This window comes from Camelimonas sp. ID_303_24, assembly GCF_053543495.1.
Map to the genome: position 1 here is coordinate 268309 of NZ_JBLLJM010000003.1, position 13603 is coordinate 281911.

Below are 13603 nucleotides of genomic sequence, written 5' to 3' on the forward strand. Positions count from 1 at the left end.
TTGCCACATCATGGGCCTGCCGTCAGCCCAGCGCGCAGCGCCGCCAGGGCTTCACCGGCGATGACCTGCTCCTCATCGGTGGCGATGACAAACACCCCGCGCTCGCTGTCGGCGCCGGCGATGTCGAAGGCGTTGGCGGCGTTCTTCTCCGCGTCCAGCCGCACCCCGAGCCAGGCCAGCCGTTCGCAAATCATGGCGCGCATCTGTGGCTGGTGCTCGCCAATGCCGGCGGTGAAAACCAGAGCGTCGAAGCCGCCAGCCGTGGTTGCGAGCCGCGCCGCCTCCCCCGCGACGCGCAGGGCGAACAGCGCCAGCGCCTCGCGCGCTTCCGGCCGGTCGCTGGCCAGCAGGTCGCGGGTGTCGGCGCTGATTCCCGAGACGCCCAGCAGGCCGGAGCGGTGATAGAGCAGGTCCTCCACCTGCTGCAACGACTGTTGTTTCTGGCCCAACAGATACAGCAACGCCCCAGGATCGAGCGCGCCGCATCGCGTCGCCATCGGGACGCCGTCAAGGGTGGAGAAACTCATGCTGGTGTCGCGGCTGAGGCCATTTTCCATGACGCACAGGCTGGCGCCGGAGCCCAGATGCGCCGCGATCATCCGGCCGGAAGCGATGTCTGGCCGGCGCCGCGCCAGTTCGCCAGCGATGAATGCGTAAGACAAGCCGTGGAAGCCATAGCGCATCACGCCCGCGTCATGCAGGGCGCGGGGCAACGCGAAGCGGCGGGTCAGGTCCGCGTTGGCGGCGTGAAAGGCCGTATCGAACGACGCCGTCTGTTTCAGGCCTGGCCGTAACCTGGCGATCGCCCGGACCAGTTTCAGGGCCTGGGGCTGATGCAGCGGCGCCAGCGGCGTCAGGCTGTCCATGCGCGCCAGCACGGCGGCGTCAATCATCACCGGCGCCGTGAACAGGCTGCCGCCATGCACGACCCGGTGGCCGACCGCCGCCAGTTCATCCAGATCGAAATGCCAGGACAACCGGCCGAACGCTTCCGACAGCACATCATCCAGCTCGCCGCCGGCCGGCGCCGTCAGTTCAATGTCGAAATGGTCGGGCCCTTCGGTCAGCCCGAAGCGCAACGGCGCGCGGCGAAAGTCGATCATCCCCTTGCCAATGCGGCGCGGGCGAAGGCCATTGTCGCCAGCATCCAGCGCGAACAGGCCGATCTTCACGGTGGAGGAGCCGGCGTTGAAGGTGACGAGCAGTTTTCCGTTCATCCCGCGCTCCCGGCCGCGCTCCCGGATACCCCGGCCACCCGGCGGCGAACCGGGACGCGGCGATAAAACGCCACCCGCCACACAGGGCCGATGCCTGCGCCGGTGACCGTGCGTCCCGTCTCCCTGAATTGTTACTGTACCGCCCGATGGGGTCAATCATCGTGGATCCGTAGCGTCAGCCCGCACACCTCACCGGGATTTCGTGTCGTTAGCCCGACGTAACCATCAGTTATGCACAACCGCACCATGTTGAAATCGGCTCGCGCCGCTGTAGGCTGACTGTGGCGTGCATTCAGCGCATCGCATATCGGAGTTCCGTGACAATGGCTTCTTCTGGCAGGCGTTGGGCGGCGCTGGCGTTCGCAGTTGTCGTTGCGGCAGGCGGTTATTACGCCTGGCGCAAGCTGGGTCCGCAGGATCTGCCGCCAGGGATCGCCAGCGGCAACGGCCGCATCGAGGCGGTCGAGATCGACATCTCCACGAAAGCTCCGGGGCGCATCAAGGAAATCCTTGTCGATGAAGGCGACTTCGTCGAACCGGGACAGGTGCTGGCGCGGATGGACACCGAGCAGCTCGAAAGCCGGCGCAAGCAGGCGGAAGCGGAGAAACGCCGCGCCGAGATCAGCATCGAAACCGCCGGAAATCTGGTGAAACAGCGCGAGGCGGAGCATGAGGCCGCCGCGGCCGTGGTGGCGCAGCGCGAGGCGCAGCTCGACGTCGCCACGCGCAAATATGAACGCTCGCAGCACCTCATCCGCACCAACGCCACCAGCCAGCAGACGCTGGACGATGACCGCGCCGCCGAGCAGGGCGCGCGCGCCGCCCTCGGCGCGGCGAAAGCGCAACTGGCGGCGACCGAAGCCGGCATCAGCGCCGCCAGGGCCCAGGTGGTGGATGCGAAAGCCGCGGTTGACGCCGCCCAGGCGGCCATCGCCACCATTGTCACCGATATCAACGACAGCACCCTCAAGGCGCCGCGCGCCGGGCGGATCCAGTATCGCGTCGCCCAGCCCGGCGAGGTGCTGTCCGCTGGCGGCCGCGTCCTCAACCTGGTCGACGTCGGCGATGTGTTCATGACTTTCTTCCTGCCAACCGCCCAGGCCGGACGCCTGGCGCTCGGCTCCGACGTGCGCCTGGTGCTCGACGCGGCGCCGCAATATGTGATTCCGGCGAAGATCAGCTTCGTCTCCGACGTGGCCCAGTTCACCCCCAAATCGGTGGAGACGGAGGAGGAGCGGCAGAAGCTGATGTTCCGGGTGAAAGCCAAAATTCCTGGGGAACTGCTGAAGAAGCACGTGCGCCAGGTCAAAACCGGCCTTCCCGGCATGGCCTATGTCAGGGTCGACCCCGCCGCTGAATGGCCCGCCCATCTCGCCAAAACGGTCCAGTAGACATGACAAGCCCGCCGGCCACGCGCCCGCAGCAGACCGAAGCGCAGCCGGCGGCGGAGGCGCCTGCGGTCCGCCTGCGCAACGTCAGCCTGTCCTATGGCGCGACGCGGGCCCTGAAGGACATTACCCTGGAAATTCCAGGCGGCTGCATGGTTGGCGTCATCGGACCGGACGGCGTCGGCAAATCGACCCTGATGTCGCTGATCGCCGGCGCCCGCGTCATGCAGGGCGGGCAGATCGAGAGCCTGGGCGCGGACATCGCCAGCGCCCGGCAACGGCAGGAGGTGTTGCCGCGCATCGCCTACATGCCCCAGGGCCTTGGCAAGAACCTCTATCCGACGTTGTCGGTGTTCGAGAACGTCGATTTCTTCGGCCGCCTGTTCGGCCACAACCAGGCCGAACGCGAGCGGCGCATCGCCGAATTGCTGGCCCATACGGGCATGTCCCGCTTCGCGGATCGCCCGGCGGGCAAACTGTCCGGCGGCATGAAGCAGAAGGCCAGCCTTTGCTGCTCGCTGATTCACGATCCCGACCTGCTGATCCTTGACGAACCGACCACCGGCGTTGACCCGCTGTCGCGCCGCCAGTTCTGGGAGCTGATCGACATCATCCGCGCCGGACGGCGGGGCATGAGCGTCATCGTCTCCACCGCCTACATGGAGGAAGCCGCGCGCTTCGACTGGCTGATCGCCATGAACGACGGCGAAATCCTCGCCACCGGATCGCCGGCGGAACTGCTGGAGCGGACAGGCGCCGCCGACCTCGACGCCGCCTTCGTCGCCCTGCTGCCGGAGGAGGCGCGGCGCGATCACCACCAGGTGGTGATTCCGCCCCGCCCCGCCAGCGATGCGGCGGACATCGCCATCGAGGCCGAGCACGTCACGGTGAAGTTCGGCGATTTCACCGCCGTCAATGACGTGAGTTTCCGCATCCCGCGCGGCGAGATCTTCGGCTTCCTTGGCTCCAACGGCTGCGGCAAGACCACGACCATGAAAGTGCTGGCCGGCCTGCTGCCGGCAAGCGAAGGCGTCGCCCGCCTGTTTGGCGGCGAGGTTGACCCCAGGGACATGATGGTGCGCCAGCGCGTTGGCTACATGAGCCAGGCGTTCTCGCTCTATACGGAGCTGACCGTCCGCCAGAACCTGAAGCTGCACGCGCAGCTGTTTGGCATGGAGGCCGGGGCAATCGGCCCGCGCATGGATGAACTGGCCAGCCGGTTCGATCTCAGGAACGTCATGGACGCCCTGCCGGACGATCTGCCGCTCGGCGTGCGCCAGCGCCTGTCCCTGGCCGTCGCCATCATCCATGGCCCGGATATCCTGATCCTGGACGAGCCGACCTCTGGCGTTGATCCGGTGGCGCGCGACAATTTCTGGCGGATCCTGTCCGACCTGTCGCGGCGGGACAATGTCACGATCTTTGTCTCGACCCACTTCATGAATGAAGCCGGCTGGTGCGACCGCATTTCCCTGATGCACGCCGGGCGCGTGCTGATTTCCGATACGCCGGAAGCGATCACCCAGGCCTACCGCGCCGACACGCTGGAAAACGCCTTCATCGCCTGCCTCGAGGAGGCGGTGAAGCAGACCGACCCGGCCGCGGGACAGGCGCCGGCTGCGGAGCCAGAGGCTCCCGGCGCGGCGACGCCTGAACGCGAAAGTCATATCCGGCGTGGCTTCGACGCCCGGCGGATGCTGGCCTACTCCCGGCGCGAGGCGCTTGAACTGCGCCGCGACCCGATCCGCGCCACCCTGGCGATCATCGGCACGGTGCTGCTGATGTTCGTCATCGGCTACGGCGTCAACATGGATGTGGAGAATCTGAGCTTCGCGGTGCTCGACCGGGACAACACCACCACAAGCCGCGACTACGCCCTGCAAATTTCCGGCTCGCGCTATTTCACCGAGAAGCCGCCCATCGCCAGCTACGAAGAGCTGGACCGGCGGATGCGCAGCGGCGACATCAGTCTCGCCATCGAAATTCCGCCCGGCTTCGCGCGGGATGCGGCGCGCGGGCGGCCGGTCGAGGTCGCGGCCTGGATTGATGGCGCCATGCCGCAGCGGGCGGAGACCATTCGGGGCTACGTCCAGGGCATGCACGCCGCATGGCTGCAACAGAAAGCGCGGGAGAAGCTTGGCGCGGCATCGAACGCCAGCGCCTTCCAGATCGCCATCCGCTACCGTTACAACCCGGACCTGGAAAGCCTGGTGGCCATGGTGCCGGCGGTGATCCCCCTGTTGCTGCTGATGATTCCCTCCATGCTGTCGGCGCTGTCGGTGGTGCGGGAGAAGGAGCTCGGCTCGATCATCAATTTCTATGTGACGCCGGTGACAAGACTGGAATTCCTGCTCGGCAAGCAGGCGCCTTATGTGGGCCTGGCGTTCATCAACTTCCTGATGATGACGGCGTTCGCGGTGTTCATCTTCAAGGTGCCGCTGACCGGCAATTTTCTGACCCTGGCGACGGCGGCGCTCATCTACGGCTTCATCACCACCGGCATGGGCCTGGTTATCTCCACCTTCATCCGCAGCCAGATCGCGGCGATTTTCGCCACGGCGCTGATCACCCTGATCCCCGCCGTGCAATATTCCGGCATCATTGACCCGGTGTCATCGCTGCAGGGCATTGGCGCCTTCATCGGGCAGATCTACCCGGCGACCTATTTTGTGACGATCTCGCGCGGCGTGTTCTCGAAGGGCCTCGGCTTTGGGGATCTGGCCGGCTCCTTCATTCCCCTGCTGATCGCGGCGCCGGCGCTGACCGGCCTTGGCGTCGCGCTCCTGAGAAAACAGGCGGGCTGAGATGCGCATCGCCAATGTGGCCCGGCTGGGCGTGAAGGAACTGCGCGGCCTCGGGCGGGATCCGATGATGCTGCTGCTGATCGTCTATGCCTTTACCCTGGCGATCTACACGGCCGCGAAAGCCATGCCCGAGACGCTCAACCAGGCGGCCATTGCCATCGTCGACGAAGACAATTCTCCGGTTTCCACCCGCATCGCCACGGCGTTCTACCGGCCCTATTTCACGCCGCCGCGCCACATCTCCACCCATGAGATGGACCGGCGCATGGATTCTGGCCTCGACACCTTCGCCATCGACATTCCGCCCAACTTCCAGCGCGACCTGCTGGCCGGGCGGTCCCCGGCGATCCAGCTCAACGTCGACGCCACGCGCATGAGCCAGGCTTTCACCGGCGGCGGCTACATCCAGTCGATCCTGACCAGCGAGATCGCCGAATACCTGAACCGGCGGCGCAGCATCACCGCCCTGCCGGTGGAACTGACCCTGCGCGCCAGGTTCAACCAGGAGCTGAACAAGAGCTGGTTCGGCGCCATCAACAACATCATCTCGTCGATCACCATGCTGTCGATCATCCTCACCGGCGCGGCGCTGATCCGGGAGCGCGAGCACGGCACCATCGAGCACCTGCTGGTGATGCCGGTGACGCCGACCGAGATCATGGTGAGCAAGATCTGGTCCATGGGCTTCGTCGTCCTGCTGGCCTCCGCCATGTCGCTGGTCTTCGTGGTCCAGGGGGCGCTGGGCATTCCCATCGAAGGCTCGACCCTGCTGTTTCTGGCCGGCGCGGCGCTGATGCTGTTCGCCACCACCAGCCTCGGCATATTTCTGGCCACCGTCGCGGGCTCGATGCCGCAGTTCGGCCTGCTGCTGATGCTGGTGCTGATCCCGCTGCAACTGCTTTCCGGCGGCGTGACGCCGCGCGAAAGCATGCCGGAGGTCATCCAGACCATCATGCTCGCGGCGCCGAACACGCATTTCATCATCCTGTCGCAGGCCATCCTGTTTCGTGGGGCGGGCTTCGGGGTGGTGTGGCCACAATTCCTGGCCCTCGCCGGCATCGGCCTGGCGCTGTTCCTGTTCTCATTGCAGCGCTTCCGGAGGTTCCTGCGATAGGTCAGGAGCCGCTGGCGGGCGACAGCGCCGGCGGGCAGGAGCGCGCGGGAATGGATATTTTGCAGGGCGCCGGATCGCGTCCGCCCCTGAACTGACCGGAGGCAGCCATGAGCGAGATCCAAAGCCACCACGGGGAGCCGGCGCTTGACGCAACGGAGCTGTCGCTGATCGACCGCTACTGGCGCGCCGCCAACTACCTGTCGGTGGGCCAGATCTACCTGATGGACAATCCGCTGCTGCGCCAGCCGCTGGCGCCCGAGCACATCAAGCCGCGCCTGCTCGGCCACTGGGGCACCACCCCCGGGCTGAATTTCATCTACGCCCACCTCAACCGCGTCATCCGCAAGCGCGACGCCAATGTCATCTACATCTGCGGCCCCGGCCATGGCGGACCAGGCATGGTGGCCAACACCTGGCTGGAGGGCGTCTATTCCGAGGTGTATCCGCAGATCAGCGCCGACGAACAGGGCATGCGCCGGCTGTTCAAACAGTTCTCCTTCCCCGGCGGCATTCCCAGCCACGTCGCGCCGGAGACGCCAGGCTCAATCCATGAGGGCGGCGAACTCGGCTACTCCCTCGCGCACGCCTATGGCGCCGCTTTCGACAATCCCGACCTGGTCGTCGCCTGCGTGGTTGGCGACGGCGAGGCCGAAACCGGACCGCTGGCCACCGCCTGGCACGCCAACAAGTTCCTCAACCCGGTCCGCGACGGCGTGGTGCTGCCGATCCTGCACCTGAATGGCTACAAGATCGCCAATCCGACCGTGCTGGCGCGCCTGTCCGACGACGATTTGCGCGCCCTGTTCACCGGCTATGGCTATGAGCCTGTCTTCATTGAAGGCCACGAGCCTGCGGCCATGCACCAGTTGATGGCCGCGACGCTCGACCGGATTTTCGACCGCTTCGCCGACATCCGCCGCGCCGCGTCGCTGAAATCGCCGGAGCGGCCGCGCTGGCCGATGATCATCCTGCGCAGTCCCAAGGGCTGGACCGGGCCGAAAACCGTCGACGGCAAGATGGTGGAGAACACCTGGCGGGCGCATCAGGTGCCGGTCGACGCCTGCCGGACCAACCCCGGACACCGCCAGATTCTGGAGGACTGGCTGAAGAGCTACGATCCCCACGACCTGTTCGATGACAACGGCGCCCTCAGGCCGGAGCTGAAGGCCCTGGCCCCGGAAGGCGTGCGCCGCATGGGCGCCAATCCGCACGCCAACGGCGGCCTGCTGACCCGGCCGCTGGTCACGCCGGATTTCCGGCAGTACGCGGCCCCGGTGGCGGCGCCCGGCGACAGGGAGAGCCAGGCGACGCTGATTCTTGGCCAGTATCTGCGCGACGTCATGCGGCTCAACGCCAGCACGGCCAACTTCCGCGTCTTCGGCCCCGACGAAACCGCATCCAACCGCCTGTCAGCCGTGTTCGAGGCCACCGACCGGGTGTGGATGGCGGAGACTCTCGACAGCGACGAGCATCTCTCCGCCGATGGCCGGGTGATGGAAATCCTCAGCGAGCACATGTGCCAGGGCTGGCTCGAGGGCTATCTGCTCACCGGCCGCCACGGCTTCTTCTCCTGCTATGAAGCCTTCATCCACATCATCGACTCCATGTTCAGCCAGCACGCCAAATGGCTGCAGGTCGCGCGTGAGCTGGAATGGCGCAAGCCGGTGCCGTCGCTGAACTATCTGCTGACCTCACACGTCTGGCGCCAGGACCACAACGGCTTCTCCCACCAGGATCCAGGCTTCGTCGATCTCGTCGCCAACAAGAATCCGGAGATCGTGCGGGTGTATTTCCCGCCAGACGCCAACACCCTGCTGTGGGTGGGCGATCATTGCCTGAAGACATGGGACCGGGTGAACGTCATCGTCGCCGGCAAGCAGCCGGAGCCGCAGTGGCTGACCATGGATGAGGCCGTCCGCCATTGCGAGGCGGGCGCAGGCGTCTGGGACTGGGCGGGAACCGAGGACGGGCTGGAACCGGACGTGGTGATGGCCTCTGCCGGCGACGTGCCCACCAAGGAGACGCTGGCGGCCATCGACCTGCTGCGCCAGAACCTGCCGCACCTGCGCATCCGCATGGTGAATGTGGTGGACCTGATGACGCTGCAAGACCCGCAACATCATCCGCACGGCATGACCGACGCGCAGTTCGACCGGCTGTTCACGTCCGACCGGCCGGTGATCTTCGCCTATCATGGTTATCCGTACCTGATCCACCGCCTCGTCTACAAACGCCGCAACCACCCCAATTTCCACGTGCGCGGCTATATTGAGCAGGGCACGACGACAACGCCGTTCGACATGACCGTGCTGAACGAACTCGATCGCTACCATCTGGCCATCGAGGCGATCCGCCGGCTGCCAATCCTGCAGGAGAAAGGCGCGGCGATCATCGCCAGTTTCGAGGAAAAGCTGCGCAAGCACCATGACTGGATCCGCGAGCACGGCGAGGACATGCCCGAGGTGCGGGAGTGGCGCTGGACCTGGGGCAAGGGTGAAGGCCGTCCTGGCTGAGCCGGGCCTCGCGGAGGCGCCATGAGCGGTCTTGTCAACTTTGACAGCCTGATCGTACGGCTTGGTTTCTCACTCGCCATTGGCCTGCTCGTCGGCCTTGAGCGCGGCTGGCGGGAGCGCGCCGGGCCGGCTGGCAGTCGCACGGCGGGCATCCGGACCTTTGGCGCCATCGGGCTGCTTGGCGGCGTCACGGCGGCCCTGTCGCAGGCGCTGGCCGCCCCGGCTGTGCTGGTGGCGGGACTGCTTGGCTTCAGCGCGGTTTTCGCCTGGTTCAAGCAGCGGGAAGAAGCGCAGGAGGGCGGCTTCAGCGTCACCGGCGTGGTGGCGGCCGTGCTGGTGTTTTCCCTGGGCGCCCTCGCCACGCTGGGCGAAATCCGGGCCGCGGCCGCTGGCGCGGCGCTGCTTGCCGGCCTGCTGGCCAGCCGCGAGACCCTTCACGGCCTGCTGCAACGCCTGAGCTGGACAGAGGTGCGATCGGCGCTGACGCTGGCCGTGATGACCGCCGTGGTGCTGCCGCTGTTGCCCAACCGGGCCATTGACCCCTGGGGCGGCTTCAATCCGTGGGAAGTCTGGCTGTTCACCGTGCTGATGGCCACCATCTCGTTCATGGGCTACGCGGCGGTGCGCCTGCTTGGCCCGGCGCGCGGCATGGTGGTCAGCGGGATCGCTGGCGCGCTGATTTCCTCCACGGCGGTGACGGTGGCGCTGGCGCGCAAGGCGGCGGGCGGCGAGCGGGCGGCGCCGCTTGCAGGGGCAGCCTGCCTCGCGGCCATGACCTCCCTGCTGCGGGTTGCGGCGGTGACGCTGCTTCTGCGCCCCCAGATTCTGGTAACGATGGCGCCGGAAACCCTGGCGGCGGCCCTGACCTTCGCCGGCTGCGGCGGCCTGCTGCTGTTGCGCGGCCAGGCGGACGGAGCCGCCTCCACGCCCGGCAATCCCTTCGAACTGGGATCCCTGTTGCTGTTCGCCCTGATGTTCGCCCTGATCTCGACCATCAGCGCGGGCGTTGTCGGACGCTTTGGCAGCGGCAGCCTGGTCGCGACCTCCGCCCTGTCGGGGATGTTCGACGTGGATGTGGCGGTGCTGAGCGCCCTGCGCCTCACCGATCAGGGCGTCGACGCCAGTGTCATCGGCCATGGCGTGCTCGCCGCCCTCTGCGCCAATGCGGTCGGCCGGCTGGCGCTGGCGATCGCCGCGGGTCCGGTCGCATTCTGGCTGCCGCTGCTGGGCGCAGCGATCGCGGCGGGGGTCGCCGGCGGGCTGGTGTTTCTCATGCCGATCTGAGCGCCGCAAGGCGCGCCCCAGACGAATCGGGCTGGCGATAATGTCCCTCCCCTTTGTCGCACGCCGGGCCACGCCGCTGGCGTGCATCCGCGCACGTCCCTCACCTCCTGGGCTGGCTATGTTGTCCATGAAGCAGAACGCTTCTGGGGGACAAGAACATGAGCGCCATCAAATCAGCCGGTTCGATCATTTTCGCCACGCCCATCGGTTGGGCCATGATGGCGGTTGGCCTGATCATGACAGTGCAACTGGCGGGCGCCTGATGCAGACGCTTGCCAGCGGAGTACGCGGATGCTGACCTGCCCGGGCGCCTCGCGGGCTGCGCCAAAGCCGGTGCGACGCGTTCATTGGGTCTGGGATGGGCTTTCGTCCGGACCGCACCATGACCAGGCATAAAAAGGGCGGCGCATCGGGGATGCGCCGCCTGATGACGGTTCGGGCCATGCTCCGCCTGAAGCTTCAGCCTGATTACTCGGCCGCCTGACGCGCCGGCTTGCTCTGGATGACGTCGAAGCCCTCGAACTCCGGATGACCGGCGGTCATCGGGCCGTTGCCGGGCTGCGCGGCGCGCTGGTGCGACTTCTTGAACTGCTCGGACTGCGTCCAGGCGTCAAAATGCGCCTTCGACGCCCACAGCGTGTAGGACGAATAGAGGACGTGGTCTTCCTTCTCCGGCCCGCGCAGCATGTGGAACTCGATGAAGCCATCCAGCTCGTGCAGATAGGATTCGCGGGTCAGCCAGACCTGCTCAAAATCTCCGGCCCTGTCCTTCAGGACCTTGAAACGGTTCATGCCAATATACATCAGGCTCTCCTGCTCAGCCGACGGTCCCGCTCCGCTTTCAATGGTCTGATCCAGACCAGCCCTGCTCCGGACGCGTGCGGCCCCAACACATATCCCGGCGCCGATCCTAACAGAAAACGGCGCATGTCGCGTGCGAAAACGGGGCGCAGCCGCCCCGCTCCGCGCCTCAATGCGAGGCAAATTTGATCGTCAACCCGGCCTTGGCCTGCATGCCGGGGTTCGACGTGTAGTTCAGATACTGGGTGTAACGCTTGTCAAACAGGTTCTGCACCGAGACGTCCGCCCGCACCCAGTCATTGAAGCTGTAGGAGGCGAACAGATCGACGAGACCGTAGCCAGGCGTCGCCAGGTCAACCTGGTCCGGCGGCAGGTTGCGGCGGCTCTTGCCAAAGACGCCGGTGACGCGGCCGCCAACCGTCAGGCGGTTGTCGAGGAACCGGAAGCCCAGGGTGCCGGAAATCCGGTTCGGCGGCACGGACGCAAGGCCATAGCCCGTGTCCTGGTCCTTGCCGCGCACATAGGTGCCAGCAATGGTGGTGAAGCCCCAGCCCCAGTCATAGGCGGCTTCCAGCTCGGCGCCAGTGAGCCGGACCTTGCCGAAGTTCTGGTACTGCTGGTCCGGCATCAGCGCGCACAGGCGCCGCGCCTGGGCCGGCGGCAGCAGCGCGCACACCGAATTGGGCATGCCGGGGATGAAGGCGACCAGGGTCGAGGTATCGGCGTTGGTGAAGCCGATATAGTCATCGATCTCGTTGCGGAACACCGTCGCCTTGGCGCGGAAGGTGTCGCCGGCCTTCAGCACGTCGTTGTACTTCAGGTTGACGCCCGCCTCGAGATTGTGCGCCACCTCGGGCCTGAGGTTTGGGTTCGGCAGCATCCGGAACGCCGGGAACGGATGATATCCCTCGATCAGCGTTTCGGTGATGGTCGGCGCGCGGTAAGCCTCGGCGTAAGTGGCGTACAGCTCAAGGCCGGTGACAGGCGTCACGCCGATGGTGAACTTGGGCGACACCCGGCCGCCGTCGCTGCCGGTTGTCGGGCTGGTCAGTTCGTAATGGTCATAACGGACGCCGCCGACCACGCGCAGCCAGCTGCTGTAGCGGATCTCGTCCTGGACATAGAGGCCGAACAGGGTGCGCTCGCCGCCCGGCGTGAACGCCGAGCCAAAACCACCCGCGGTGTCCCAGCTGTTGACCTTGTCCCAGACGCCGTCGCCGCCATAGGTCAGGGTATGCGACAGGGCGCCGGTCTGGAACTTCGACGTATTGAAGATGTCGAAGCCGGTGGTCTTCTGGTCATAAATGATGCGGCTCAGTCCCGGCGTGGCGCCGAGCGCGCCGTACGTGCCGCTGGGCGAATTGGCCATGTAACGCTGCGACATGGTGGTGTCGTTGGCGTAGACCTTCATGTTCAGGTCAATAAGCGGCGTCTCGGGGCTGCGGAAGCGGTAGCCCAGGGTGTAGGTGCCGGTGTTGAGCACGTTGTCGAAACGCGCGCCCTGGTTGCTGGAGCCGCTGTTGCTGAAGCCGTAGTTCTGGCGCAGGGCCGTCGCCGAGATCTCGTGCCCCTCGGCCGGGCGAATGTTCACCTTGAACAGGCCGCTCGCGACTTCGCTGCCGGTGTCGTTGATCACCGTGCCGGCGCCGTCCTTGTAGTTGTAGGTCTGACGGGTGAGGAACTGGCCATAGACATCGGCGACGCCGCCAATCCTGGCGCCGACGGCGCTGCTGGACAGGAAGCCCGCGCCGTTTGTCCCCAGCACCAGGCGCTGCTCGACGCCGACCTTCTCATCAGGCTTGAGCAGATCGTTGATGCCGCGCGTCTGGAACAGCACCACGCCGCCAATGGCGCCGGAGCCATAGATCGATGACACCGGACCGCGCGTCACGTCAACGCGGCTGATCAGCTCGGGATCGAGGTAGAACTGGCCATTGGCGTTGTGGCCGCTGACGCCATAATTCTGGCGGGCGCCGTCAACCAGCACCGCCACGCGGCCAAAGTCCTGCAAACCGCGAATGTTGATCGACTGCGCCGGATCATTGGCGTTTTCCTGGCTCCAGACGCCGGGAATCTCACGCAGGACGTCGGAAATACGCGACGGATTGAACCGCTCGATTTCGTCGCGATTGACGATGCTGACGCCGGCCAGCTGATCAATCGCCTTCTGTTCGACACGGGTCGCTGTGACCGAAATCGTGTCGAGTTTGATTTCGTCCGCAGTTGCGACCGTGATGGCCAGAAGTGACGCAGACAGAAACAGCGCCCCGCACGCACCTTTGCGCATCGCCCAGATCCCGAATGTTTGACAGTTACGGTTTCCGCCCGCGCTCTGCTGACCTTCGCAGCGGCGATCGTGCGGCAACGCCTCTGCCCCTCCGTAAGTTCTGGAAATACACGAGTCAAACACAATATTACTTCTAAATTATAATGATTTAAAACTGAAAACACACTTTAGATTCGTTCCATTTCCAAATACAGG

At 65.8% G+C, this 13603-nt stretch carries 8 protein-coding genes; 5 read left to right on the plus strand and 3 right to left on the minus strand.

Going from position 1 to position 13603, the window contains the following annotated elements; all coding sequences use genetic code 11:
* Positions 1-8 precede the first annotated feature (8 nt).
* The gene (locus ACERNI_RS04160) at positions 9-1217 is read right to left on the minus strand and encodes an acetate/propionate family kinase (RefSeq protein ID WP_448832000.1); all 1209 of its coding nucleotides are present in this window, start codon (positions 1215-1217) and stop codon (positions 9-11) included.
* Between the two features lie 323 nt (positions 1218-1540).
* Here ACERNI_RS04160 and ACERNI_RS04165 point away from each other — a divergent pair, with 323 nt between their 5' ends.
* From ACERNI_RS04165 to ACERNI_RS04185, 5 genes are all read left to right on the plus strand, one after another.
* The gene (locus ACERNI_RS04165) at positions 1541-2608 is read left to right on the plus strand and encodes an HlyD family secretion protein (RefSeq protein ID WP_448832001.1); all 1068 of its coding nucleotides are present in this window, start codon (positions 1541-1543) and stop codon (positions 2606-2608) included.
* Between the two features lie 2 nt (positions 2609-2610).
* Positions 2611-5409: a ribosome-associated ATPase/putative transporter RbbA gene (gene rbbA, locus ACERNI_RS04170; RefSeq protein WP_448832002.1), complete on the plus strand. Its 2799-nt coding sequence runs from the start codon at positions 2611-2613 to the stop codon at positions 5407-5409.
* Between the two features lies 1 nt (position 5410).
* Complete coding sequence (locus tag ACERNI_RS04175; protein WP_448832003.1) at positions 5411-6523, plus strand: ABC transporter permease; 1113 nt, start codon at positions 5411-5413, stop codon at positions 6521-6523.
* 107 nt (positions 6524-6630) lie between these two features.
* The gene (locus ACERNI_RS04180; protein WP_448832004.1) at positions 6631-9036 is read left to right on the plus strand and encodes a phosphoketolase family protein; all 2406 of its coding nucleotides are present in this window, start codon (positions 6631-6633) and stop codon (positions 9034-9036) included.
* 21 nt (positions 9037-9057) lie between these two features.
* Positions 9058-10320 (plus strand): MgtC/SapB family protein, encoded by a 1263-nt coding sequence (locus ACERNI_RS04185; protein WP_448832005.1) that lies wholly within the window; start codon positions 9058-9060, stop codon positions 10318-10320.
* Between the two features lie 468 nt (positions 10321-10788).
* Here ACERNI_RS04185 and ACERNI_RS04190 read toward each other — a convergent pair whose 3' ends face one another.
* Entirely contained in the window at positions 10789-11124 is a 336-nt protein-coding gene (locus ACERNI_RS04190) for an antibiotic biosynthesis monooxygenase family protein (RefSeq protein ID WP_448832006.1), read from the minus strand.
* A gap of 166 nt (positions 11125-11290) precedes the next feature.
* Entirely contained in the window at positions 11291-13408 is a 2118-nt protein-coding gene (locus tag ACERNI_RS04195; RefSeq protein WP_448832007.1) for a TonB-dependent hemoglobin/transferrin/lactoferrin family receptor, read from the minus strand.
* Between the last annotated feature and the right edge of the window lie 195 nt (positions 13409-13603).

What these genes read in the sequence shown, in the direction of transcription:
- ACERNI_RS04160 (WP_448832000.1), bottom strand. Translation starts at nt 1,217, where the DNA reads ATGAACGGAAAACTGCTCGTCACCTTCAACGCCGGCTCCTCCACCGTG.
- ACERNI_RS04165 (WP_448832001.1), top strand. Translation starts at nt 1,541, where the DNA reads ATGGCTTCTTCTGGCAGGCGTTGGGCGGCGCTGGCGTTCGCAGTTGTC.
- rbbA (WP_448832002.1), top strand. Translation starts at nt 2,611, where the DNA reads ATGACAAGCCCGCCGGCCACGCGCCCGCAGCAGACCGAAGCGCAGCCG.
- ACERNI_RS04175 (WP_448832003.1), top strand. Translation starts at nt 5,411, where the DNA reads ATGCGCATCGCCAATGTGGCCCGGCTGGGCGTGAAGGAACTGCGCGGC.
- ACERNI_RS04180 (WP_448832004.1), top strand. Translation starts at nt 6,631, where the DNA reads ATGAGCGAGATCCAAAGCCACCACGGGGAGCCGGCGCTTGACGCAACG.
- ACERNI_RS04185 (WP_448832005.1), top strand. Translation starts at nt 9,058, where the DNA reads ATGAGCGGTCTTGTCAACTTTGACAGCCTGATCGTACGGCTTGGTTTC.
- ACERNI_RS04190 (WP_448832006.1), bottom strand. Translation starts at nt 11,124, where the DNA reads ATGTATATTGGCATGAACCGTTTCAAGGTCCTGAAGGACAGGGCCGGA.
- ACERNI_RS04195 (WP_448832007.1), bottom strand. Translation starts at nt 13,408, where the DNA reads ATGCGCAAAGGTGCGTGCGGGGCGCTGTTTCTGTCTGCGTCACTTCTG.